The sequence below is a fragment of the Bacillus sp. FSL W7-1354 genome, assembly GCF_038002405.1.
GTDB classification, from domain to species: domain Bacteria; phylum Bacillota; class Bacilli; order Bacillales; family Bacillaceae; genus Bacillus; species Bacillus paralicheniformis.
In genome coordinates, this window is record NZ_JBBOCL010000001.1 from 2,644,992 (window position 1) to 2,668,724 (window position 23,733).

22 protein-coding genes are annotated in these 23,733 nt (G+C 49.1%); 2 read left to right on the forward strand and 20 right to left on the reverse strand.

What is annotated here, in order from left to right:
* Positions 1-40 precede the first annotated feature (40 nt).
* From MKZ04_RS13540 to MKZ04_RS13565, 6 genes are all read right to left on the reverse strand, one after another.
* Positions 41-967: an ABC transporter ATP-binding protein gene (locus MKZ04_RS13540; protein WP_023856326.1), complete on the reverse strand. Its 927-nt coding sequence runs from the start codon at positions 965-967 to the stop codon at positions 41-43.
* Positions 967-1,656 (reverse strand): ABC transporter permease subunit, encoded by a 690-nt coding sequence (locus MKZ04_RS13545; RefSeq protein ID WP_020453011.1) that lies wholly within the window; start codon positions 1,654-1,656, stop codon positions 967-969. The genes MKZ04_RS13540 and MKZ04_RS13545 overlap by 1 nt, the downstream gene beginning before the upstream one ends.
* Before the next feature lie 336 nt (positions 1,657-1,992).
* Complete coding sequence (locus MKZ04_RS13550) at positions 1,993-2,715, reverse strand: LutC/YkgG family protein (protein WP_020453012.1); 723 nt, start codon at positions 2,713-2,715, stop codon at positions 1,993-1,995.
* Positions 2,712-4,145, reverse strand: a complete 1,434-nt coding sequence (locus MKZ04_RS13555) for a LutB/LldF family L-lactate oxidation iron-sulfur protein (protein WP_023856327.1) — start codon at positions 4,143-4,145, stop codon at positions 2,712-2,714. Before MKZ04_RS13555 ends, MKZ04_RS13550 begins: the two co-directional genes overlap by 4 nt.
* A 42-nt stretch (positions 4,146-4,187) precedes the next feature.
* Positions 4,188-4,904: a (Fe-S)-binding protein gene (locus MKZ04_RS13560; protein WP_020453014.1), complete on the reverse strand. Its 717-nt coding sequence runs from the start codon at positions 4,902-4,904 to the stop codon at positions 4,188-4,190.
* A gap of 130 nt (positions 4,905-5,034) precedes the next feature.
* On the reverse strand, positions 5,035-5,775 hold the full coding sequence (locus MKZ04_RS13565; protein WP_023856328.1) for a FadR/GntR family transcriptional regulator: 741 nt from the start codon (positions 5,773-5,775) through the stop codon (positions 5,035-5,037).
* Positions 5,776-5,974: 199 nt separating this feature from the next.
* Between MKZ04_RS13565 and lutP the strand changes: the two genes are divergently transcribed.
* Positions 5,975-7,666 (forward strand): L-lactate permease LutP, encoded by a 1,692-nt coding sequence (gene lutP, locus MKZ04_RS13570; RefSeq protein ID WP_020453016.1) that lies wholly within the window; start codon positions 5,975-5,977, stop codon positions 7,664-7,666.
* 33 nt (positions 7,667-7,699) lie between these two features.
* Here lutP and rpoN read toward each other — a convergent pair whose 3' ends face one another.
* Positions 7,700-9,013 carry an RNA polymerase factor sigma-54 gene (gene rpoN / locus MKZ04_RS13575; RefSeq protein ID WP_033155069.1) on the reverse strand — a complete coding sequence of 438 codons (1,314 nt, stop codon included), beginning with the start codon at positions 9,011-9,013 and terminating at the stop codon, positions 7,700-7,702.
* A 70-nt stretch (positions 9,014-9,083) separates the two neighbouring features.
* Between rpoN and yvfG the strand changes: the two genes are divergently transcribed.
* Complete coding sequence (gene yvfG, locus MKZ04_RS13580) at positions 9,084-9,299, forward strand: protein YvfG (RefSeq protein ID WP_003185491.1); 216 nt, start codon at positions 9,084-9,086, stop codon at positions 9,297-9,299.
* Between the two features lie 15 nt (positions 9,300-9,314).
* Here yvfG and MKZ04_RS13585 read toward each other — a convergent pair whose 3' ends face one another.
* The 13 genes from MKZ04_RS13585 to MKZ04_RS13645 are packed head-to-tail and all read right to left on the reverse strand — an operon-like array spanning position 9,315 to position 23,535.
* Positions 9,315-10,292, reverse strand: coding sequence for a polysaccharide pyruvyl transferase family protein (locus MKZ04_RS13585; protein ID WP_043054481.1), 978 nt, complete (start codon positions 10,290-10,292; stop codon positions 9,315-9,317).
* Positions 10,293-10,302: 10 nt separating this feature from the next.
* A complete protein-coding gene (locus MKZ04_RS13590; protein ID WP_341046137.1) occupies positions 10,303-11,448 on the reverse strand; it encodes a DegT/DnrJ/EryC1/StrS family aminotransferase in 1,146 nt (381 codons plus the stop codon).
* The gene (locus tag MKZ04_RS13595) at positions 11,435-12,100 is read right to left on the reverse strand and encodes an acetyltransferase (RefSeq protein WP_025810737.1); all 666 of its coding nucleotides are present in this window, start codon (positions 12,098-12,100) and stop codon (positions 11,435-11,437) included. Before MKZ04_RS13595 ends, MKZ04_RS13590 begins: the two co-directional genes overlap by 14 nt.
* Positions 12,100-12,702: a sugar transferase gene (locus tag MKZ04_RS13600; RefSeq protein ID WP_025810736.1), complete on the reverse strand. Its 603-nt coding sequence runs from the start codon at positions 12,700-12,702 to the stop codon at positions 12,100-12,102. The genes MKZ04_RS13595 and MKZ04_RS13600 overlap by 1 nt, the downstream gene beginning before the upstream one ends.
* 20 nt (positions 12,703-12,722) lie before the next feature.
* Positions 12,723-14,279 carry an MATE family efflux transporter gene (locus MKZ04_RS13605; RefSeq protein WP_031305047.1) on the reverse strand — a complete coding sequence of 519 codons (1,557 nt, stop codon included), beginning with the start codon at positions 14,277-14,279 and terminating at the stop codon, positions 12,723-12,725.
* Positions 14,276-15,295 carry a glycosyltransferase gene (locus MKZ04_RS13610; protein WP_025810735.1) on the reverse strand — a complete coding sequence of 340 codons (1,020 nt, stop codon included), beginning with the start codon at positions 15,293-15,295 and terminating at the stop codon, positions 14,276-14,278. The genes MKZ04_RS13605 and MKZ04_RS13610 overlap by 4 nt, the downstream gene beginning before the upstream one ends.
* On the reverse strand, positions 15,292-16,371 hold the full coding sequence (locus MKZ04_RS13615; RefSeq protein WP_341046139.1) for a polysaccharide pyruvyl transferase family protein: 1,080 nt from the start codon (positions 16,369-16,371) through the stop codon (positions 15,292-15,294). Before MKZ04_RS13615 ends, MKZ04_RS13610 begins: the two co-directional genes overlap by 4 nt.
* 11 nt (positions 16,372-16,382) lie before the next feature.
* Entirely contained in the window at positions 16,383-17,414 is a 1,032-nt protein-coding gene (locus tag MKZ04_RS13620; RefSeq protein ID WP_020453025.1) for a glycosyltransferase family 2 protein, read from the reverse strand.
* A 44-nt stretch (positions 17,415-17,458) separates the two neighbouring features.
* Positions 17,459-18,562: an EpsG family protein gene (locus MKZ04_RS13625; RefSeq protein WP_020453026.1), complete on the reverse strand. Its 1,104-nt coding sequence runs from the start codon at positions 18,560-18,562 to the stop codon at positions 17,459-17,461.
* A 4-nt stretch (positions 18,563-18,566) separates the two neighbouring features.
* Positions 18,567-19,727 carry a glycosyltransferase family 1 protein gene (locus MKZ04_RS13630; RefSeq protein ID WP_043054482.1) on the reverse strand — a complete coding sequence of 387 codons (1,161 nt, stop codon included), beginning with the start codon at positions 19,725-19,727 and terminating at the stop codon, positions 18,567-18,569.
* Complete coding sequence (locus MKZ04_RS13635) at positions 19,720-20,562, reverse strand: glycosyltransferase family 2 protein (RefSeq protein WP_020453028.1); 843 nt, start codon at positions 20,560-20,562, stop codon at positions 19,720-19,722. The genes MKZ04_RS13630 and MKZ04_RS13635 overlap by 8 nt, the downstream gene beginning before the upstream one ends.
* A complete protein-coding gene (locus MKZ04_RS13640) occupies positions 20,559-21,707 on the reverse strand; it encodes a glycosyltransferase family 4 protein (RefSeq protein WP_025810732.1) in 1,149 nt (382 codons plus the stop codon). The genes MKZ04_RS13635 and MKZ04_RS13640 overlap by 4 nt, the downstream gene beginning before the upstream one ends.
* A gap of 10 nt (positions 21,708-21,717) precedes the next feature.
* A complete protein-coding gene (locus tag MKZ04_RS13645) occupies positions 21,718-23,535 on the reverse strand; it encodes a polysaccharide biosynthesis protein (RefSeq protein ID WP_025810731.1) in 1,818 nt (605 codons plus the stop codon).
* Between the last annotated feature and the right edge of the window lie 198 nt (positions 23,536-23,733).

Consider the following 23,733-nt stretch of genomic DNA (forward strand, 5'->3'; position numbering starts at 1 on the left):
CCCGAACAGATCCGGGTTCATTCCTATCAAATTCTTTCTGTCAAGAAACAACGCGTTCCTCAGAGCTGTCCAAAAAGATGTCTTCAAGCGACGGTTCATCGACGTGAATTCTGTAGATTCCCACTTTGCAGTTTGTTAATACTCTGACAATGGCGGGAATTTTTTCTTCTGAATTGACAGTGATCGAAATCTCATGGTGATTGAATTGAACGTTTTCACCAGCTGACTCAAGAAAACGGTCGATCAGGCCGAAATGCTGATCGGGAATAGTCGAATGGCGAATGTGAACGCTTATGTTCGACATGAAATGCCTCCTTAATTCATCGAGCGTGCCTTCTATTAAAATGCGGCCGTTTTTCATGATGGCGATTCGCGTACAGATTTTCTCTATCTCATGCAGGTTGTGTGATGTCATAAATACCGTCTTACCTTCTTTTTGCAAATCCATAATCAGCTTTTGAATGTGCAGGGCCGATTCGGCATCGACACCTGATGTCGGTTCATCCAAAAAGATGAGCTCGGGGTCGTGGATGATCGCCTGGGCGATGCCGAGCTTTTTTTTCATACCGAATGAATAGGCGCCCGATTTTTTTTCAGCATGCTCAGTGAACCCAACTCTCTCTAAGACTTCTTCGCACCGCTCAGTCGATACGGCTTGTCCGTTCAGCTTTGCAAAATACTTCAAATGCCCGACTGCTGTCATTGAATCATAGAGGGTCAAATAATCGGGTAAAACGCCGATGCGATGCTTGACGTTTTCAATCGAAGCATCATTTAACAGCAGAAAACTGCCGGCTGTCGGCTCGATAATGCCTGTGATCATATTCATGAACGTAGATTTCCCCGCACCGTTACGGCCGAGGAAACCGTAAATCTCTCCTTTTTCGACTTGGAGGTCGACATGATTGACGACGGTTTTAGCCCCGTAGCTTTTCATCAGCCCTTTTGCCTCGATCACCACATCCATTATAAATCTCTCCTTTTAAACAAAACGATCGCACCGCAAAGAACGATGGCCGCGTAGACAAAGTTGATGAAAACAAAAGAACCGCCCAGTACGGAGTAATAGTACGGTGTTAAATATTTAAACCAGGTGATCATGCCGTTCTCTGAATAAACAGTCCATAAGCTGACCGCGGGAAAGACGAGCGCAAACACGATTCCGAAAAACATGGACATGGCGGGCCTTGAAATCACGATGGAAAATAAAAGGTTCAAAGAGATTGCAGCTGTAAGAAACGCCATGCTGTCTGCATAACTCATCCATAAAAACTCTTTTGAGGCGATCATCACCAAGGTGTACGAAACGAGCATGCAGAAAAACCAAAACAGCCAGACGCCAAAAAACTTTCCCAGAATGATCTTGATCCGCGAGGTTTTCGTCACAAGAAATCTGACCGTCCGGGCATGGACTTCGCGGTTGATCATGTCATGGGAAAGTCCAGCGATAAACAGGAAACCGAGAGCAAAAACAATAACCGCCGTTCCGATTGCGTTTGCATCGCTTCCTAAATCCAATTCGCGCACGAAGTCCGCAGGCGCCTGTTCGATCAATCCTGCAGTCTTATAGCTCACCCAAAACATAATAATAATGACAATAATCGACTTGATGCTTTTAAAAAGACTGATAAATTCATTCAGACATACCGCCCGCATACGAGTCACTCCTTCACTATTCTCCATTATAGTGAGTGAACATTATCGGGAAATAATCTTATCCTTAACATTACCTTAAATTTTAATAGGCTATTTCTTACAGGGGTGTTTCCGAGAATCATAAATGAGATGCAAGTGGCTTGAACCAGCGGCAGAAATGGGGATACAGAGCCGGAAAACTGATAAAAATACCATTTTAATATAACAAGTTCCGCTATTTTATAATCGGCCAAAAAAGTGGAATGATGCGAAAAATCGGGATATGCCGGAATTGTCATATCGCTAAATAAAAAAAGATTAGCTCTGCATGAGGCTAATCTTTTTGTTATCGTCTAATTACCGGTCAGTCACGACAATATATGCCGCTTTTACCGGGCCGTGGACACCGACTACAAGGTCCATTTCGATGTCGGCTGAATTGCTCGGTCCAGTGACATAGTTGATGCAGGACGGGATGACGTCGCCGTCTGCAACCTTTTGTTTGATCATTGCGCTTGCCTGTGTCATCCGCGGGACGATGGTGCTTTTCGGGACGATCGCAATATATGTCGTCGGCAGCAAGCTGACAGATCGTCCTTTGTCTTTTGAACTGAAGAGGACGACCGTTCCGGATTCAGCAAGCGTGATCTCGCTAAATGTCACGCCGATGTTAGCCTGTTCGGCCCGCTGGATATTTTCATCTCCGGCCGCTGCATTCCATTCCCACACTTTTGTCCCCTCATTCGGCCACTTGTCTGTTAACAGGCCTGACAGTCCGTACTCTTTAAAACGGTCATCTTTCGGAATGATGACAGGCCCGCCTCCAAATCGTGATGCTTGTTCATACAAGGCATCATGCAAGCCGATGACATCCGTTTCAATCAGCTCCGTATGAATCTTCCGGCAGTGGTCCTTTAAGACGCCGACAAGCTCATCCTGTGTATAGCCTTGATATACCCGGTGCTGCGGCTGATACGTATAATCGGGAACGGTGACGCCTGCCGAACGCCTGTTGCGGCCGAGCCTTTCCGCAATCCGGTTTAAAAAGCCGTCTTTATTTTGGATTGTTCCGTTTGTCATCTGTCTTCCCCTTTCTCTTTCCGTCTGTCCTCAAACCAGTCGCGGAACCTTGACTTGTTCGGCGCGGGGAAGTCGCGAATCTGGGTCCACTGTTTTAACGGACCCGGTCCCTTCGTTATTTTGCCGTCTTCGTTAAACGGCTTCATGGCTGCCGGCGCCAATTTGGAGCCCATTTTATATAGAGATGGCGCAGAAGTTCCCAAGCCGAACGCTTTCATCGCGAGCTTCTCGGATATCGGTGCGCGCCCTTCTTTTTCAACGATGCGCTGCCGGTGCTTCAGAAGCAGTTCGTGAAGCGGGATTTTTACCGGACATGCTTCAGAGCATGCCGCACATAACGAAGAGGCGTACGGCAGTTCTTTATAATCGTCATATCCGCCGAGCAGCGGCGACAATACGGCTCCGATCGGGCCTGAATAGATCGAACCGTAAGAATGCCCGCCGACATGGCGGTATACGGGACAAACATTGATGCAGGCCGCACAGCGGATGCATTGGAGGACGGATTGAAACTCCGTTCCGAGAATGTTCGAACGCCCGTTGTCAATGATGACGAGGTGAAACTCTTCGGGTCCGTCCGCTTCACCGGGCAGCCGCGGCCCTGTCAGCGCCGTGATATAGCTTGTCAGCCGCTGTCCAACCGCGCTTCTTGTGAGCATGCCGACGAGAACCTCAAACTCGTCGAATGAAGGGACGATCCGCTCCATCCCCATCACGGTAATCTGCGTCTTCGGAACGGTCGTGACGAGACGTCCGTTTCCCTCGTTTGTGACAAGGCTGACAGACCCCGTATCGGCAATCGCAAAATTGCAGCCCGTAATGCCGATGTCAGCCTCGAGAAATTTCTTTCTGAGCACGGCGCGCGCATGCATGACAAGCTCTTCCGGCTTTTCGGTGTTGCGGTAGCCGATCCGCTCTTTGAAGACGTCGCGGATTTGCTCTTTGTTTTTATGCAAAGCAGGTGCGACGATATGTGACGGCGGATCATGATCATCGATTTGGAGGATGTATTCGCCCAAATCGGTTTCGACCACTTCGCAGCCGTCGCGTTCAAGCGCCTCGTTCATGTTGATTTCTTCGGTCACCATTGATTTTGATTTCACGATTTTTTTGCCGTTTTTCTTTTTCACGACATCGCGGATATAGCCTGTCGCTTCTTCAGCCGTCTGTGCAAAGAATACGTGCCCGCCTTTTTTGGCGACATTTTCGGCGAGCTGTTCTAGGTAGTAGTCCAGGTTTTCGAGCACGTGCTGCCTGATTTCCTCGGCCTGAGACCGCCATTCTTCCCAGTTCCCGAGCTCTTCCGCCGCCTCAAGACGGCGCGCTCTCAAGCGCTCCTGCGCACTTGAAACAGCCCCCCTCATAAACTTGTTTTCGAGCCCGTCTGATACGCGCTCTTTAAATTTCTGCGTTCCGATCTTCATTGCCATAACGAATGTCCCCCTCTATCTGTGAAATGACCGGATGTCTGTTTATCTGCTGTTCAGCACTTCTGCGATGTGCATGACTTCAATCGGCTTGTTCTTTCTCCCGATCCGTCCGCCGATATTCATCAAGCAGCCGCAGTCCGCCCCGATTAACACATCTGCGGCGGTTTCTTCGACACACGCCACTTTCTCATCGACCATCTGTTCGGATATTTGCGACATCTTCACCGAAAAAGTCCCCCCGAATCCGCAGCAGTCGTGTTTGCGCGGCAGCGGCGTGAACTCCAGTCCCTTCACATGCCGAAGGAGCTTCATCGGCGCGTCTGTGACGCCCAAAAGCCTTGTCATATGGCATGACGTATGATAAGTCGCCTTTTTCTCAAGTGTCGCCCCAACGTCTTCAACCTTCAAAACGTTGACGATAAAATCGGTCAGCTCATACGTTTTGTCAGCCAGCCGCTGCGCTTTTTCCGCCCAGGCCGGCTCATCCCGGAAAAGGTGCGGATACTCTTTGAACATAAAAGCGCACGATCCTGAAGGGCTGACGACGTATTCGGCTGATTCAAATGTCTCAATCATCCGTCTCATCGCTTTTTTGGAATCTTTGACATAGCCGCTGTTGTACGCAGGCTGGCCGCAGCAGATCTGTCCTTCGGGAAAATCCACTTCACATCCGAGCCGCTCAAGCAGTTCAACCGTCGCTTTTCCGACATTTGACTGAAACATGTCAACCAAACACGTGATAAACAGTGATACTTTCATCTTGATCCCCTCTCCAACCCGATAAATCAGGTCATCTGATGACTTGGTTAGAAAACCCTCTTTCTCCATCTTACACCTTGGTAAAATTTTTTGAAAGGGGTTTCTTTTTCGTTTTCACTCGGGCCGCTGCTTATATGGCCGGCTCGTCGGCCTGTTTCGTTTCTTCAAAATATGAGGCCAGCACATTTTCCACATTCGTCAGATGATTGTGCATCGCCTGCTCTGCTTGTTGGCCGTCTTTTTCCATCACAGCCTGATAGATGGCATCGTGTTCCTCATAAAGGCGCTTAACGGTTGTGTTCTTCGAGAACAGCCAAATTTTGCGCGTCTCCCTCATCGTCTCAATTAAGAGTGATGACACATGATTCATCAAGCCTTTCAGCAGATCGTTTTGCGAGGCGCCGGCAAGCGCAAGATGAAACGCGAGGTCGGCTTTTTCGCCAAGTTCGCCGTTCCCATCCGCCTGCTTCATATCCTCAAGTGCGGCCTGCATGCGCCCGAGATCTTCTTCTGTGCGTTTTTGAGCCGCACTTGAAACAGCTCCGATTTCAAGAATCTTACGGACTTCGAGCAGTTCAGCGACGTCTTTCTTTTTCATCAAAAGCGCAGCCGAAAGGGGGATGGAAATTTGCTCAGGCTCAAACCTTTTCACATACGTTCCTTCCCCCTGCTTCATTTCGACCATCCCCATCGCTTTTAACGCAGACAGCGCTTCCCTGACGGCCGAACGGCTGACCTGAAAGCTTTCGGCGAGCGCCTGAACGGAGTCAAGCTTATCACCTGGCTCAAGCTCTCCGCTTTTAATCGATTCAAGAAGCGCTTCTGCGACTTCTTCGTATATTTTTTTCGTCTTGATTTGTTTGTATTTCAACTTTTTTCACCTCGTAACCAGACTGGGCATGATGCGCTATTTTATTATACCGTTCTTTCCGTCCGGAACATATAGACTTCGGCTCCATGCAAAAAAAGATTGTAATTTATGACATTGAGAAATATAATGCTAAATGATCAGTCTTATCATCATGTCATCAGATGACTGAGTGAGACTTTGAACAAAGGGGGAATTGGAGATGGGATGGACGCAAGATTATACTCCGCTGGGGAACAGTTTGCTGCTCTCTTCGCTTGCAGCGCTTATACCGATTTTGTATTTTTTCTGGGCTCTGGCAATCAAAAGAATGAAAGGGCATACAGCGGGTGTGTCGACTTTGCTGATTGCGCTCGCGCTGGCCGTTTTCGTATACGGCATGCCCGCTCATCAGGCTGTGATGTCGGCTTCACAAGGGGCGGTTTACGGGCTGCTTCCGATCGGCTGGATCATTGTGACTTCCGTTTTTTTGTACAAGCTTACAGTCAAAACCGGCCAATTTGAAATCATCAGGAGCTCGGTATTATCGATCACAGATGACCGCCGTTTGCAAGCACTTTTGATAGCGTTTTCATTCGGGGCGTTTTTAGAAGGAGCGGCAGGCTTCGGCGCCCCTGTCGCAATCTCGGCCGCATTGCTTGTCGGCCTCGGCTTCAATCCGTTGTACGCGGCGGGCATATGCCTGATCGCTAACACGGCGCCTGTCGCTTTCGGAGCGATCGGCATTCCGATTATCGCGGTTGAAGGGCCGACGGGGATTCCTGCGATGGACATTTCAAAAATGGTCGGACGCCAGCTCCCGTTTTTATCTGTATTTATTCCGTTTTATTTGATTATCATCATGAGCGGCTTGAAAAGGGCTTGGGAAGTGCTGCCGGCGATTCTCGTGTCGGGTGTCTCTTTTGCCGTTACACAGTATGTAAGCTCAAACTTTCTGGGGCCTGAGCTCCCGGATATTTTGTCAGCCATCGTATCGCTTATCGCGCTCGCTGTATTCTTAAAATTTTGGAAACCGAAAACGATATTCAGATTTTCACATGAAAAGGAAATGGCCGCTGCCGCGGAGGCGCAGCAGCTTGAACATCAAAAGGCCTCATACTCGGCTGGGCAGATTTTCAAGGCGTGGACACCGTTTTTGCTGCTCACGGCAATGGTCTCCATCTGGGGAATTCCAGCTGTCAAACAGGCGCTGACAGGCCATTACGAAGGGTCAAATCCATTGCTGCTGTTCATTAGTGATATCGGCGGCAGGCTGACGTTCGCGCCCGGTGTGCCTTTTTTGCACAATCAAATTCTCGATGGCTCCGGAAAACCGCTTGAAGCTCTTTATAAACTTGATCTCGCCGGATCGGCGGGAACGGCGATCCTGATTGCCGCCGTACTGACAAAGTTTGTCACAGGCATGCCTTGGAAAGAATGGGGCGCCGTGTTTACAGAATCGCTGAAAGAACTCGGCAAGCCGATATTAACGATCGCTTCCGTTGTCGGTTTTGCCTATGTCACCAACTCTTCGGGCATGAGCACAACACTTGGCATGTCCCTTGCGATGACGGGTTCAATGTTCGCATTCTTTTCTCCCGTTCTCGGCTGGCTCGGCGTCTTTATAACCGGTTCAGATACGTCGGCCAATTTGCTGTTCGGCAGTCTGCAAAAAGTGACGGCACAGTCAGTCGGAATGGAGCCGGTGCTGTCTGTGGCGGCCAACTCTTCGGGCGGCGTCACCGGAAAGATGATCTCTCCGCAGTCGATTGCTGTCGCCTGCGCAGCCGTCGGACTGGCAGGAAAGGAATCCGATTTGCTGCGCTTTACACTGAAACACAGCCTGTTTCTTTTGTTCCTGGTTTGCATGATCACGTTCCTGCAGCATCACCTGTTTGCGTGGATGATCCCGTAAAAAAGCCGCCGGCGTTCGTGCCGGACGGCTTCTTTATTGATATCTCTTTCTTACGGACGAAGGCAGTATATTAAGCTGATCGCGGTATTTGGCGACGGTCCGCCTCGATATGACGATGCCGTGCTTTTCGTTTAAAAGGTCGGCCAGCTTCTGGTCTGAAAGCGGTTTCATTTTGTTTTCTTCATCGATCAGCCGACGAAGATGCGCTTTGACTGTGTGACTTGACGTATGTCCGTCAGCGGCATCCTTTACCTTCGCCGAAAAAAACCGTTTAAGCTCGCACAGCTCAAAAGGCGTCTGCACGATTTTCCCTTTGACTGCACGGCTTACTGTTGATTCGTGAACCCCGAGGGCATCGGCGACTTCTTTTAATGTGAGCGGCTTCAGTTCGTCTTTCCCTTTTAAAAAATAATCTTTTTGACGCACCATAATTTCCGCCATCACCCTCCGCATCGTTTCCCGTCTTTGCCTGAGGGCATTGTCGAGCCATTTCCACTGCTTGAACTTATCAGAGATATAAACGGTCGCCTCGTCTTTTGACTGGCGCTGCAAAAACGGCTCGTAAAACGCGTTAAGCTGGATATCGGGAAAAGAACGGCTGCTGAGCTCAAGCACCAATTTTCCATCCTCGGCTGAAATGATGACATCAGGCTCGATATAGACTCCGCCTTCATCCGTGCCATACATCAATCCGGGACGCGGCGACAGCTCTGCAACAAGATCTTGTATGTCCTGAAGCTCTGAGAGCGAAAGGGCCGCTCTCTCAGACAGCTCTTTCCATCCTTTTTTGGCAAACAGGTCAAAGTATAGGGAAATGACTTTTTCCGCTTTTGCCGTCTCCTTTGGCAGACGCTTTAATTGGATCAGGATGCATTCCTGAAGCGACCGCGCTCCGATGCCCGCCGGATCAAGAGTCTGCAGCTTGCCCAAGACTTCTTCCACTTCTTCTCTGGCGACAGCCAGCTCGGAAGCGATAAAGGCGATGTCTTCTGTCACATATCCGTTTCGATCAAGGGATTCGACCAGGTAGCTGAAAATCCGCTTTTCCCGGTTTGACAGCCGGAGATCGAGCGCCTGCTGTTTCAAGACGCTTTTGATATCTTCACGGGAATGCGCCATCTCAGAGCGGCTCATTCCTTCATTTTGCAAATGACGATTCGTTTTATGGTAAAATGATCGGGGAATATCGGGGTCTTTTCGTTCGATCAGGGGGTTTTCCAATGAGAGTTCGTCAATCCGGCTGTTCAGCTCGGCCGACGAATACTGAAGCATATGAATGGCTTGGGCAAGCCCTTGCGTCAAGTGAAGTTTTGCCGTTTGCTGCTGCTGTACATGCAAGTTCATCATATCTCCCCTCCCACTATTAGTTTACACGATCGGTTCCGTACCGTATAGACTTAAAAAAGGAGTGTTACCATTGACAGAACTTTTCTCTGTGCCCTATTTCATAGAAAATTTTAAAACCCATATTGAAATGCATCCAAATGAGGATAAAATTCACGCAATGAACAGCTACTACCGTTCAGTCGTGTCAACGCTTGTCCAAGACCAGCTGACAAAAAACGCGGTCGTCTTAAAACGGATTCAGCATTTGGATGAAGCCTACAACAAAGTAAAGCGCGAAGAAGCATAGCAAAAAAACCGCCTGTCATACGTGAACAGGCGGTTTTTCTGCTTCTTCCGGATTGTTTTGAATCAGTTTTGTACTCGGGATATCCTTCATCCATGTGTTGTAGTAATTTGCGTTTTTTCCGTAGGAGTTGTCAATCACGACATTTTCTTTTCCAAGCAGACACGATAAGATGTGGCCGTGCAGCCTTGAAGTAACGACGGATTCATAGCGGTTGAAAAAACGGATTGATTTGTCGACGAGGCTGTCCGAATAGCGTTTCCAATAAGAAGCGATCGGCAGCGGATTGCCGGCTTTTTTGTTGAGGACATTGATCGTCTGCAAGCGTTTGATTCCGCGTTTGTCGCCTTCTGACAAGATAACGTTCCAATCGTACGTATCCGGCTCCTCTGCTTTTTGCAGGCTGCTGTTTGCTTCTTTGTCGGTTCTGATCAACCGCAGAACGGACTCAGAAGGCTTTTCGGCAGGTGCCGCGATCGGCCAGAGCTGGTGAGCCATATCGGGCATCATTCTGATGTTTTTCACCCCTTCGAAATGCTTGAGAGCAAATTCGAAGGATGCCTTTTCCCGCGTGAATAAGTGCAGATCCGGGTGAGCCGCCAAAATGCCGCGCGTTTTTTTTGCATTTTCTTCATGTTCATAATAAATCGACTGCGGCAGAATGACGATCCGGTGGTCCGGGTAATGTTCGACAACCCGTTCCCTGAACTGCTGAAAGTGAGGGTACAAATCGCCGAAATTGCCGCCCCCCTGACAAACGATGATGGCGTCCTTTGGAATGCGGCGGCCCGGAATAAAATTCTCTGCATTCCATCTTTCGCGCACCTTGATGCCGTATGCTTCAAAAAAAGCTTCCGTTCCTTTCATGATCAATAGGTCCCCGACGTTTCCGTAGAGCGGGTAGTCCAAGTAAACGACTGATGAAAGTCTTGGGATGACATCCAAAATTTCTGCCAGCTTATGCTTTAAGCTGTCCATGGAATATGTAATCGCCATGTTTAGCACCTCATTTATATTTAATCCGGTCGGCCACGATTTGAATCACCCGGTCCTGCTCTTTTCGCGTCATACTTGATCCTGACGGCAGGCAGAGCCCGCGCTGAAATAAGTCGCAGCAGACAGAGCCTTGGTCATCGTGCGGATAAAAGGCCGCTCCTTTAAAAAGGGGCTGTCTGTGCAACGGCTTCCATAACGGCCGGGCTTCAATGTTTTCATTTGCGAGCTGTTCAATGATGTCCGCCGGTGTTGTTTGAATCTTTGCTGTATCAAACGTTAATGTCGTGAGCCAGCGGTTTGACATGCCGGCTTCAGGCATGAATTCTATACCTTCGATACCGGCGAGCGCCTCCTGATAGCGCTCGAAGATCGCCCGTCTGGCGTGTACCCTGTCATCCAGGACGGCGAGCTGAGCGATGCCGATTCCGGCCAGGACATTGCTCATCCGGTAATTGTAGCCCGCTTTTTCGTGCTGATAATGAATGGCGGGCTCGCGCGCCTGAGTGGCTAAAAAGCGCGCCTTCTTCAAAGCGTCTTCATCATCGCTGACAAGCATTCCTCCGCCTGATGTGGTGATGATTTTGTTGCCGTTGAACGAATAAATGCCGAAGCGTCCGAAGGTTCCGCTTTTTCTGCCCTTATAAACAGAACCGAGCGATTCGGCCGCATCTTCAATAACAGGGACGGCAAATCGATCGCAAAGCGCGATAATCTCGTCCATTTTCGCGCTTTGGCCATACAAGTTGACGACGATGACGGCTTTCGGAAGATTTCTGGCCCGCTCCGCTTCGTCGAGCGCCCGTTCAAGCGCCTCGGGCGACATGTTCCATGTATCCCGTTCAGAATCGATGAAAACCGGCTCAGCCTGCTCATATATAATCGGATTGGCGCTCGCTACAAACGTAAAGGAAGAACAGAAGACCTTATCGCCTTTGCCGACGCCGAGCAATTTCAACGCCAGGTGGATTGCGGCTGTTCCTGAGCTGACTGCCGCGGCACCGGACGTCCCCGCATAGGCGGCAAGCTTTTCTTCGAATGTATCGACAAGGGGACCGAGCGGCGCGATCCAGTTTGTCCGAAACGCTTCAGCTACATAGCGCTCTTCGTCTCCGCTCATGTGCGGCGGGGATAAATAAATTCGCTTATTCTGACTCATGTTTTTCACCCTTTTTACTGCTGTGATATTTAATTTTTCTTGCAGGGACTCCGACAGCGGTACAATCATCAGGAATGTCGTGAATGACGGATGATCCCGCTCCCGTTACGCTCCAGCGGCCGATTGTCTTTCCGGGAATGACCGCCGTTCCCGCTCCGAGATGAGCGCCTTCCATAACTGTCACACCGCCGGTTAACACCGTTCCCGGCGAAAGATGAACGTAATCGCCGATCCGGTTGTCATGTTCGACGATCACACCTGTGTTGACAATCGTGTGGATGCCGATGTCGGCATCCGCTTGGATGACGCTCGACGCCATGACAACGGCGCCGTTTTGAATCCGGGCCGAACCGCTGATCACGGCGGACGGATGAATCAAAACCGCATACCGGTCAAGCGGAAGGCCGAGACGTTCATACAGCTGCTGTCTGATGCCGTTTTGACCGACAGCTAAGACGAACTTCACGTCCGGATGCAATCGCGCAAGTTCTTCTGCTGCGCTTGAAGGCCCGCGATACAGACCGTTCTCGACATGAAGCTCCGCATACCGGTCATCGAGAATGCCGGCAAGCGCCGTATCAGGCCGTGCTTTTACAAGATCCAGAACGACTTTCCCATGGCCGCCGGCTCCGATGATCACCACATTTTGCATCAGGCATTCCTTCTCCCCGTAAATTTTTCTGCTGTCACATGGCGGTCCTGGCTGACGCCTTCCGACTTCAAGACTTTTACGACAGTCAACAAAAGGATTTTGAGATCAAGCAAAAAAGAACGATGATCCACATACCAGACATCAAGTTCAAACTTTTCCTCCCATGTCACTTTATTTCTCCCGTTGATCTGCGCCCAGCCCGTGATGCCCGGCTTGACTTCATGCCGTCTCCATTGCCGCTTCGTATAGAGGGGAATATACTCCATCAAAAGCGGCCGCGGCCCGACGAGGCTGAGATCTCCTTTGATGACGTTGATCAGCTGCGGCAATTCGTCAAGGCTCGTTTTTCTGATCAGCCGCCCCGTCTTTGTCAGCCGTTTTTCATCGCTTAGCAGATTGCCTGCTTCATCTCTTTCATCAGTCATTGTTCTGAATTTATATAATGTAAAAGGCTCGCCATTCAGCCCCGGACGGGTTTGGCGAAATAAAACAGGCGAGCCGATTTTCCATCTGATGAGGCAAGCTGTCAGGATCATGGCCGGACTGAGCGCGATCAGCAAAATAACCGACAATGCAAGATCGAAAAACCGTTTCGCAAGCACGAAAAACGCACCCCTTTCTTTTATTTAAAAAATCCCTTTTGAAACGGGAAGGATAAAGAGCATCGAAATGCTTGGAGCCTTGTTGTGACAATATGCCGTTCCGCTTTCGTCAACATGACGAAATAGGCAAACAGGCCGTATGTCCCCGTCGCAGCAAGCGCCGTGACAAACAGGGACAGCAGGCTGTCGATTGCAAATAAGTATTGAAGAGCGTAACAGACAGCCAAGGTAAATGAAGCACCGGCAACCGGCCTGTATATACCTTTATAAAAAACCCTTTTTCTTTCACCCGTAATCTTTGACGCATAAATCGGAGTGAAGACGACATTTTTCAGCATTAAAGCTGCCGCACCGGCCAGCGCAATTCCGTAAAGGCCGAGTCCCGCCGGTCCGCTCAGCACGATGGCAAGCAGCAAATTGACAACGCCGAAGGCAACCGTGGTCAGCGCCGGTGTTCTCAGCTTGTTATAGGCGGTAAAAATATAAAAAAGCGGCGCCGGGCTTAATGAAACAACCAAATAACCCGCATGTATCAGTAAAAGCCATTTCAAATGTTCGAATGAAGGGCCAAGCCACAGCGACAGAAACGGGCCGGCAAGCCCGCCCAGAAGCGCAGCCGGCAAAGCGAGCAGAATGCCGTTAATTCTGACGGCCTGGTTGGCATAGCGGACGAGCCCTTCTTTGTCGCCTTTTGAATAATAGAGTGTAATCGTAGGTGAAAATACGGCCGCAAGCGTTCCCGAAAGCGTCCGCAATAACAGCGGAAACTGAATGATCGCGGCGTACATGCCGGATTCGGAAACCCCCAGCATCACATTCGCCACCATTAAATCGATTTGCAGAAACAGCAGGACGCCGACTTGGCTGACGGAGCTCCATCCTCCCGCCTGAAGCAGTTTTTTGCACTTTGCAAACGACATATCCCTCACACGAAACGTAAACCATGGGATCAATTTCTTAAAGAAAAAGATCGACAGGATGCACGCCGAAGCGGTTGCGATAAGAGCGGCGAGCTGAATGTGCCAGATCTTCGGTGCAAACCACGCGAAAATCAACAATACGCTCAAGACGCGAATCAGCATTTGGACGGCCTGGATCGTGCTTGTAATATAGATTTTATTGGCAAAAAACGGACCGGCGGCAAATCCCGACATCACAAAGGTCAATAAAAACAGCAGGCTCCCGATCAAAAGCGCGATCTGCACATCCCCCAAAAGACCGGCGGGAACGCGAATGATCTGATCGATAAAAAACACCGTGCCGCCAAGCGGAAAAAACAAGATGACCGAAAGCACCAGTGATGAAACGATGTAGGTATTCATATAGCCCCTCGCTTCATCAAGCGCCCCCCTGTGGGCGGAAACAGAAAAAAACCGGACAACGACCGCGCTCAAGGCAACCGTAATAATCGAAAAGTAATTGATCATATTCTGCGTGAGATGGACAAACCCAAACGCCTCAACACCGAGGTTCTTGATAACATAAGGCGTCAGCCACATCGAAAACAGCACCGATAATAAAAAAGACGCCACATTGGCGCCGAGATTCAAAATAAATGTCTTATTCAAAAGGCTCATCCCTTACTGGGCAGATTTCGTTTAAAAAACAATTCGAGCAGGATCGGAATATTCAGCTTGCATAGCAATAAAACGAGCCGTTGGCCGATTAAAAGATTGCGGTTGCGGAGAGACGTTGATTTGACGCACGACTGCACCATCCGGTAAGACAAAATGTCTTTAATGTGCCGCCTCACCTGCTTTGAAGGCTTCGGTTCCGCACAGGCATTGGCTAAAAGCATCGGAATTTGATGTTTGCATGTGTACGTTTCCAGATCGTCCGCACATTCATCCAAAAGCTGAAACGTCTCATAGAATCTCCTTTTCGCCCGGTACTGCCTTTTCAGGCTTTCGTCCATGTACGGTTTAAACGGCACCTCCGTCAGGCTATCCGGATTGCACCTGTACATGTAGTAGCCGTCATCGATCGCTCTTACCCGTTTCGCTGCATAAAAGGCGTACAAATTGAACGGCGAATCCTCTGCAAAACGAATGTCTTCAAAAAAGTACAACTGGTTTTTCTTCAGCAGATCGCGCCTGTACAAATTCCGCCACACATACCAGATGAAGCGGGTTTCGTGCGCCTTTTTGAGCTCGCGTTTAATATCCCAGCTCAACAAGAGACGATCGGTCGGCAGCGGCGGCGGGAAATAGGTGTCTTCCGCATCGGAATGTTTATGATACCCGCACATGACGATATCAAGGTCGTCTTTTTTGGCAGCGGCGTACATGTTTTCAAACATGGCAGACAATACAAAATCATCACCGTCGACAAATCCCACATAATCTCCTGTCGCGGCTTGAAGACCGGCATTTCTCGCCGAGCTCAGCCCGCCGTTTTTTTTATGAATCACTTTCACTCTGGCATCCAGGCTGCAGTACTTTCTCGCTATCTCCCCGGATCTGTCAGGAGAGCCGTCATCGACAAGGATGATTTCAATATTTTTCAGCGTCTGCCTGCGCAGGGAATCGACGCATTCTTCTATATAATTTTCGACATTGTACATCGGAACAATGATACTGACAAATGGCTTCATTGGACATCACCCATAATTTTCTGTCTTAAATCTGTGAAATAATGCTCCCTTGACGGAGTCTCACGATACGAATCACCGGTCTTAATCAGCTCTTCAATTGCGCCGAGAACCTCTGCCGCATCGGGATTTTCCACAAGCTTCATCGAAGGAACGCTTTTCAGCCAGCGAAAGCCTTCAAGCACCTTATGATCAAAAGAGCGGATCACAACGCACGGCGTCCCTGTAATCGCACAAAAAATCATGCCGTGCAGCCTGTCTGTCACAACGACCTCCGCACCTCTCAGCTGATCCCAAAGCCGATTCAGCTCCTTCTCGCGGGACATGCGGCTGACCCTCCTGCCGATCGTCGTTGTAAAAGTTTGCACGCCGCCGTATTCGTCGCCGACAGCCTTCATCAGCTTTTCACGCTCTTCCGGTCTGAGAAAGCTTTCTTTATCCTCTCTTAAACAAACCAGCACACCGTCTCTTTCAGACTGCTGTTCTTTCTTTAAATAAAGCACCATATCAGGCTGCTTCACAATCGTTTGCTTCGAAAAATGCTGTTTCATAAATTGATAGGTTGTATCATCGCGCGCCATCATAAACAGCCGACGATGGGAGTTGTAGACTTTTTTCGCTCTTTTCAGCTCCTTTTTGCCGCGGGGCGTCTCGGAAAAGTGCGCGGTGGCTGGGAGCTGGACAATTTTATAATGCTTGAATGTTTTGATAATAAAGCGCCTCGTCCATTCCTCATTGCGGTACAAATCCCCCATGTTTCCTCCGCCGATGATGAACACCATATCCTCGGGGTGGCGGAGGCGGATGAGGGCTTTTGCATGTTTGTAAATATCGTTGATGCCGATTTCAATTAATTCAAAATCGGGAAACTCGTTTTCTATGAATGTCCGGCTTGCCAGGGCAATCGCGTGATCTCCCAAATTATCATGGGACGGAATTAAAGTCAGAATGATTTTTTTCTTGCCTTTGTATTGATCAAAACGCTTCAAACCCGGCGTTCCCATCACATATTCAGAAGGATATTTCACCTTGAGCAAAAGCCATTCTGCAAGATTGATCTTCAGTTCCTGAAAGGTCATTTCCTCACCGCCTATTTCTTCATTCTGTGCTCGATCATTTTCTGGTAAATGGCCGCAAATCCATACACTGCCGGCATAAACCGCAAGCGAATCAGCATAAGGAGAAGCTTCTTCTTCGAATCGAATGCCGACATGTCCACCGCGGGAATTTTCCCCCTGAATTCCGGACAGGCGCATATGCTGCGGATATTTTTATATTTTTCTATTGAAGGATTTTGGTTTCGGCTCTTGCATTCATTTAAAATACTGATGCAGCCGTGGTTGACGATAAAGACGTGCAGCGCCTCCTTTAAAGCCGGAAGCTCTCCGTGCTTTGTCAGGCAGTCAAGGTTCGCTTCATAAAGAGCGAGCCCGTCTTCAAACAGCCCCGCCTGATACTTTTGGACGATGGACGACAGGTGGACCCTGTAATGATAAAGCGGCTTAGTCACGAACGCCGCCGTATTCGCATATAGAAGGCATCTGAAGCTGAAGTATTGATCTTCGATGTTTTCCAGCTCGTCGCGCAGCGGGAAAACGAGCTTATGCTGCTCAATCAGGCTCCGCCTGTAGAGCTTGTTCCAGGAAAAGCCGCTTACTTGACCCTTTAATAAAGCTTTTATGAATGCCTCTTTCGGCTTTCCTTCATAGTTTTTCCCGATGTCCGGGCAGACCGTTTTTCCGGTATCCTGAATTTCGACGGCATAATCACAGATGACAAGGTCGGCATCCTCATCCTTTGCTTTTTCATACATAGATTGGCAATAGTCCGGCTCAATCCAGTCGTCGGAGTCGATGAATGCCAAGAACTCGCCTGACGCCGCTTCGATCCCTTTATTGCGGACAGCGCCGAGGCCCTGATTCTCCTGCCGAATCGTTTTGATGCGTCCGTCCTTTCGGGCGTAATGATCAATGATCTTCTGGCTTCCGTCTGTTGAACCGTCATTAACGATAATGATTTCGATATTTTTTAAGGTCTGGCTGATCAGCGATTGCAAACAATTCGGCAAAAAAGCTTCTGTATTATAAACAGCGACCAGTAGACTAACTGCTGGATTTTCCAATGTGATGACTCCTTTGTCGAAATTTTCACAAGATATTCCGCTATTCAACGTTCAAAAATCGTTCTGTAAGGCAATACCGACGAGTCGAACGGCATGAGCATAAAGCTGTATAAGAAGTAACAGATCAAAATCAAAACATACAGAAGCGCGTTCGATTTCGGTTCGAAAATCCGTACAAAATAAGGAACGAGAATCAGCTGATAGAGCCCGAAATAAATGTTGAACCTCGCAAAAATGACATCCTTTGTCGCCAAAATTCCGAACAGGAAACCGATCAGACAAAGGTTGACGATATAATCGACTTCGGGCCAGCGTTTTCTGAGCTGCTCCCTGAAGCAGAATGCAAGTACGAGCGGGAGAAGAAGAACGATGATTTTAATGGCGTTCATGCCGTTCGTATTTTTCATCAGCCATTCTTCGTAATGTCCGTATTGACTGTTTTCAAGCACGACAAGGAATACGGACAAAAATTTTTGATACAGAAAAGTTCCCGCCAAAAATAAGAGCATGAGGCACCAGAGGACAGGCGACCACGCTTTTCTTCTGACGATGAAATAGACAGGAATCATGATCAAAGCCGAAGAATGAAAAAGCGAACAGATCAGCACGACGATCATATAGCGCACCAGCTTCCCATCGATCAGATACCGGACCGCCCAAAACAGAATGGCCGCCGCCATGTATTGGCGAATACCGTTAAACGAAGCGTAATAGTGAAACATGCCGATAAAGAGAAACATGCTCAACTCAAACGGCCTTCCATACACATATAGCGTCTTGACGATATAGATATAGGTAATCGCGGCAACGACGGCAAACATGAGCGCCGGATCGGCTGAAATCTGGTTTAATATCCATAAGAGTGCGGTAAATCCGGGATCTGTCGACGACTTATCTGTTCCGAAACCGAAGATCTCCCAAATGTTGTTGTATTTTCCGGCTAATTCGTAAAGCAGCATATAGGTGTGGTAATCCGTTCCGACCTTGTATCTTAAGCCGGCAACGATAATCAAAGACGCGAGCGGAACGACGGTGAGGATCGCATTCGGACGGTAGCCCGTCGGCAGCCTGTGATCTTCCCTGCCGTACATTTTCGCAAACCATGACCAGATGAAAACAATCCCCATATTCAACATGTAAACAGACATACACTCACTGTCCTTCTGCCGCGGAGATTGAATAGATGTCCATCAGTCTCGCCAAATTTGCTTTTGCATCATAGCCTCTCTCTGCCAGGCTTCTCTCAATCTCCGGCCATGCAGGCTTTTTCGCCTGAGCGGCACGGCTGATATCCTCAGCCCACCGTTCAAAGCCGGCATTTAAGCTGAGACTGGTCAGCAGGCCGAGTCCCAAATCGGTTTCCTCTGTAATATGGTCTGATACAATACAAGGAAGCCCTGATGCCTGCGCTTCGACGAGTACGAGAGGGAGCCCTTCAAACAAAGACGGCATGGCAAATACATCAAACGTCTGCATGAGAGCCGGGATATCTTCGACGACGCCGAGAAACAGAATGTCGTCTTTTACACCGAGAGCGGCGGCTTTTTCTTCCATCTGTCTGCGCAGCGGACCATCACCTGCGAACACCGCTTGAAAAGGCGTGCCCGATTTCTTGAAATGAGCGGCAAGCCCGAGCAGAAACGCGTGGTTTTTCTGTTCAAAAAAACGGCCGACATGTCCGATAACCAATGCGTCTTCCTTGATGCCGAAGCTCTTTTTTGCATCCGTCTTTGAAACGCCGTTCGCTTCTTTGAAGCGGTCAAGTTCAATCCCGTTTTGCAAAAGATGGACCGCGTTTTCGCCCATCTTTTTTCCGCCGAATAAAAAACGCCCGGCATCTTTGCCGCAAGCACACAGAGCCGTAGCACTGGAGAAAATCAAACGGCGGAATGCGAGGAGCTGCCATGTATCCCAAAACCGGGGGTTAGGCTTCCAGGCCGTGTTGTGGGAATGACAGACCCTCACCGGAACGCCGGCGAGCTTGGCCGCCAATGCGGCAAACCCCGTCTGAAAATCCGTATGGGCGTGCACGGCGGCATACGGCCCTTTCTCAACCAAAATCCTTCTGATGTTTTTGATGTAGGCGAGAGGCCCCGACCGCCCGATGCTTGGTACATAAAACACCCGGCCGCCGCGCGTGATGATCTCCGGATCATAATCGCACGTTTCTTCCCGGTGGGAAATAAAATCAAATTGAATATGCCGCCTGTCTGTATGGCGGTATATATTCATAATCATCGTCTCCGCTCCGCCGCGGTTCATTCCGCTTACGATGTGAAGCACCCGTTCTGGTCTCACGCTTCCGTCATTCATGTTTTACGACCCCTCCGCCTTCATTCATCAATCTTCTTTTATGGTATTTGTTCATGATAAAAGGAGGCATGAGCCCCCTGATGATGGGTTTCATCATATAAATGTAGTCTGAGAGCGGCAGCTTCAGCCGTCTGCAGGCGGCAAAGACGATAAACGCATTGTCAATCGAGTAGCTGAACTTTCTCCTTTTAAACGCCGATTCGTCTTCCCTTACTTTGTATAAAGCTTCCTGAAGGTTATAGCCCGTGTAGCCCGCTTCAAAAAAACGGAGCCACAAATCGATATCTTCCATCCTTCTTGTTCTCCGGCCGACCCGATAGCCGTCCAGCGCCTCGTACACTTCCGCTCTCATCATGATCGTCGCATGGCAAAACGGCGTTCCTTTCGCCATGATTCTCGGCCCGGGAGAGGGAGGAAGCATTCTGACGCCTCTGATCCCGTTTTCGTCGAAGGCCATCATTCCGCTGCCGACGACATGATAATGAGATTGTGATTCAAGAAATGCGACCTGTTTTTCAAAACGCCTTGGCAAAGAGATGTCATCTCCGTCCTGGCGCGCGATATATTTCCCGCCGGCGTACCGGAGACAGTGGTTTAGCGAAGCAGCCAGCCGCTGATTCTTCTCGTTTTTAATCAGCTTGATCTTATCTGCGTAATGATCGGCATACCGCCTGGCAACAGCATATGTCCCATCTGTTGATGCATCGTCGCATATAATCAGTTCCCAATTTTTATAGGTTTGATTTAAAATCGACTCGATGCTCTCTGCGATCGTGTCCTCACAATTGTAGACTCCCATAATAACAGAAACTTTCGGCTTTTGACCCCCTGTCATCCTTTCAGCCTCCTTTCAACTGTTTCATGATCCATAAAGGAAGAGTAAATGCCCGCCATTTCTTTGACGGTGCGCTGCTGGGAAAAAGCGGCGGCCGTTCGTCTCCCCGCGTCCCCCATCTTTTTTCGCAAAGAAGGCAGACGGTACAGCTGCAAAATTCGGTCGCTGAACGTTCCGGCGTCTCCCTGCGGAATCAAAAATCCGTTCACGCCCTCTTGAATAACTTCCCGGTGTCCGCGGTTGTCCGCTGCAACGGCGGGCTTTCCTGCCGCCATTCCTTCCAGGAGGTTCATGCCGAGCCCTTCCCTGATGCTTGAAGCGACAGACACATCGGCAAGCTGAATCCATTCGTGGATGTTTTTTTGAAAACCTGCAAACGTGACGGTCGAAGAAACGCCTTTTTGTTCAGCGAGACTTCGGTATTTTTCTTCCATCTGCCCTTTTCCTGCAAACACGAGCTTTAAGTTTGGGGCTCTATCTTTTAAAGCAGCCGCCGTTTCGATGAGCAGCGCCTGGTTTTTATTCGCGTTCAGTTCCGCGGGATATATGAGAATAAAGTCGTCTTCTTTGAAACCGTATGTTTTCCTGAGCAGCATTTTCTCTGTTTCGCTGACAGGATGAAAGCGCTCGGTATCGACGCCGATGCCATGAATTTTTTCTGTTCGCAGCGCCTTGCGCAAGCCTTTTGCAAGGACGAAATCTTCTTCATTGATCGTGATTAGGCAATCGGTCAAAGCGGACAGCCCTTTTTCAATCGGATAGTATAGCAGCCAATTCTTTAAAGGTGCACCTTGGCAAAAGTGAAAACCGTGAGCGGTATAGATCACTTTCGTTCCCTCTTTTCTCTGTTTCCGGGCCGCAAGCCTTGCCAGCACGCCTCCCATCGGCGTATGGCAATGAATGATGCTGTACCGGTTTTCGTCAATGATGCGCGCCAGCTCCCGATAGGCTGCGATATTGCTTGCATTCAGAGGAGAACGCCTGATGTCGATATCAAATTTTTTGTCTGTATAAGGCAGTGCCATATCTCCTTTTGCGGCGATATGAACGTTCCACCCCTGCTCTTTAAACCATTTTAAATATGGGAGGTGGAAGGCCTTGAAATGGTAATCCACAGTAGCGCAAAACAAAACCGTTCTTGTCATGTTCTTCCCCCTAGTGCGCTGTCACCAGCTTTTTCTCATGCTGGCCGATCGCTTGGAACAAGCGTTCTCTCAGCTCGCGGTCTGACAAATACATAAATTCCTCCATGAATGTCTTCAGCACCGTTAGCTCGACGTCGACCGCCTTGCCGATATGAATCTTCGGAAAAACCTGCTCTGCCAGCACTTCATTTTGATTCAGCAGCTCTTCGTACATTTTTTCTCCCGGGCGGATGCCTGTAAATTCAATTTTGATCTGGTCTGTCGTATAGCCGGAGAGCTGGATGAGATTTTTGGCGAGATCGACGATTTTGACCGGTTCGCCCATATCGAGCACGAAAATCTGTCTTCCTTTGGCAAGCGCCCCCGCCTGAATAACCAGCCTTGAAGCTTCCGGAATCGTCATAAAGTACCTCGTCATGTCCTGGTGTGTGACAGTGACCGGACCGCCTCTAGCGATTTGTTTTTTGAAAATCGGAATGACGCTTCCCCTGCTGCCGAGAACATTTCCGAAGCGGACGGCGACAAATTTGGTTTTGCTCGTTTTGCCGAGATTCATGATCAGCATTTCTGCGAACCGCTTCGTCGCCCCCATGATATTGGCAGGGTTGACCGCTTTGTCTGACGAGATCAGGACAAAAGTTTCCACTCCGGTTTCGTCGGCGGCTTCAGCGACGTTTTTCGTACCGAGAATATTGTTTTTGACAGCTTCTTTCGGGCATTTTTCCATCAGCGGCACATGCTTGTGTGCAGCTGCATGATAAATGACATTCGGTTTGTAGCGTTCCATCAGCAAAAACATTTTCTCTCTGTCCTGTATGTCGGCGATTTCCGGATAATAGGCGACATGCTTTCCGAACTTCTCCTGCAGTTCCAGCAGAATCGAATGAATGCTGTTTTCTCCGTGCCCGACTAAAACAATCGATTTCGGTTTAAATTTGCTGATTTGCCGGCAGATTTCCGAGCCGATTGAACCTCCGGCTCCCGTCACAAGAACGACGCGGTCCTTGACCGTATTGGAGATTTCGCTTGTATCAAGCTGGACAGGCTCCCTTCCGAGCAAATCTTCCGCTTTGACATCGCGAAGCTGGCCGACAGGATGTCTGCCGAGCAAAATTTCGTCTATTTTCGGCATGATTTGCGTTTTGATCCCCGTTTGCGCACACGCCTTGTACATGTCCTGCATCTGAGTGACGCTTAAAGATGGAATGGCGATGATGATCCGGTCAATATTCCACTGCCGGACCGCCTGCATGATCTGCTCTTTTCCGCCTAAAACGGGCAAACCCATGATTTCAAGCCGGTATTTCGTTTTGTCATCATCGATAAATGCGACAGGCTTAATGTTCAATTCCGGCTTTTGCACAAGCTGTTTTGCGATCAAACTGCCGGCAGAGCCGGCTCCGATAATCAGCGCTTTTAAAGATCCTTTGCTTTCTTTGTTCACCTGTTCCCTGATGATGCGCCACATCATCCGCGACCCGCCGATCAAGATCAGCTGGAACAGCCAGCTTAAACATAAAAGGCGAACTGGAACGTTTTGAAAGAAAAACAGTTCGAGGACCGCCGTCACAAGATGGGACAAGGTAATCGATTTAAGCAGCACATATAATTCACCGATGCTTGCGTACTCCCACACTTTTTTGTAAAGGTGGAAGCAATGGGCGAATAAATGCTGAGCGCCAAGCAGTATCAGTGAAGTCATCAGCAGCATTTCCGAAGGGTATAAATCATATGATGGCGAAATCAGCTGATATCCGATAAAGATGGACAGCAAAACCAAGTACGAATCGAGTGCGGTAATAATGGAAAGCCTTCTCCGATATGTCAATTTCCTACCTCCTAATGTATCTTTCTAGCTGATAGGATCTTTTAGGGCAAAATCCCATGAGCTAAAAAGATACGGGCGATTTTCAAATTTAAACCGAGCACGTCAATTAAATAAAAATGGGCATTTAACCCGTCCTCACGCTCCGCCATCGACGACTTGCGTCTAAGGCAGACGGGTAGTCTGCCCACGGTAGAGCCG

What these genes read in the sequence shown, in the direction of transcription:
- MKZ04_RS13540 (WP_023856326.1), bottom strand. Translation starts at nt 967, where the DNA reads ATGGATGTGGTGATCGAGGCAAAAGGGCTGATGAAAAGCTACGGGGCT.
- MKZ04_RS13545 (WP_020453011.1), bottom strand. Translation starts at nt 1,656, where the DNA reads ATGCGGGCGGTATGTCTGAATGAATTTATCAGTCTTTTTAAAAGCATC.
- MKZ04_RS13550 (WP_020453012.1), bottom strand. Translation starts at nt 2,715, where the DNA reads ATGACAAACGGAACAATCCAAAATAAAGACGGCTTTTTAAACCGGATT.
- MKZ04_RS13555 (WP_023856327.1), bottom strand. Translation starts at nt 4,145, where the DNA reads ATGGCAATGAAGATCGGAACGCAGAAATTTAAAGAGCGCGTATCAGAC.
- MKZ04_RS13560 (WP_020453014.1), bottom strand. Translation starts at nt 4,904, where the DNA reads ATGAAAGTATCACTGTTTATCACGTGTTTGGTTGACATGTTTCAGTCA.
- lutP (WP_020453016.1), top strand. Translation starts at nt 5,975, where the DNA reads ATGGGATGGACGCAAGATTATACTCCGCTGGGGAACAGTTTGCTGCTC.
- rpoN (WP_033155069.1), bottom strand. Translation starts at nt 9,013, where the DNA reads ATGATGAACTTGCATGTACAGCAGCAGCAAACGGCAAAACTTCACTTG.
- MKZ04_RS13585 (WP_043054481.1), bottom strand. Translation starts at nt 10,292, where the DNA reads ATGGCGATTACATATTCCATGGACAGCTTAAAGCATAAGCTGGCAGAA.
- MKZ04_RS13590 (WP_341046137.1), bottom strand. Translation starts at nt 11,448, where the DNA reads ATGAGTCAGAATAAGCGAATTTATTTATCCCCGCCGCACATGAGCGGA.
- MKZ04_RS13595 (WP_025810737.1), bottom strand. Translation starts at nt 12,100, where the DNA reads ATGCAAAATGTGGTGATCATCGGAGCCGGCGGCCATGGGAAAGTCGTT.
- MKZ04_RS13605 (WP_031305047.1), bottom strand. Translation starts at nt 14,279, where the DNA reads ATGAGCCTTTTGAATAAGACATTTATTTTGAATCTCGGCGCCAATGTG.
- MKZ04_RS13610 (WP_025810735.1), bottom strand. Translation starts at nt 15,295, where the DNA reads ATGAAGCCATTTGTCAGTATCATTGTTCCGATGTACAATGTCGAAAAT.
- MKZ04_RS13615 (WP_341046139.1), bottom strand. Translation starts at nt 16,371, where the DNA reads ATGACCTTTCAGGAACTGAAGATCAATCTTGCAGAATGGCTTTTGCTC.
- MKZ04_RS13625 (WP_020453026.1), bottom strand. Translation starts at nt 18,562, where the DNA reads ATGTCTGTTTACATGTTGAATATGGGGATTGTTTTCATCTGGTCATGG.
- MKZ04_RS13630 (WP_043054482.1), bottom strand. Translation starts at nt 19,727, where the DNA reads ATGAATGACGGAAGCGTGAGACCAGAACGGGTGCTTCACATCGTAAGC.
- MKZ04_RS13635 (WP_020453028.1), bottom strand. Translation starts at nt 20,562, where the DNA reads ATGACAGGGGGTCAAAAGCCGAAAGTTTCTGTTATTATGGGAGTCTAC.
- MKZ04_RS13640 (WP_025810732.1), bottom strand. Translation starts at nt 21,707, where the DNA reads ATGACAAGAACGGTTTTGTTTTGCGCTACTGTGGATTACCATTTCAAG.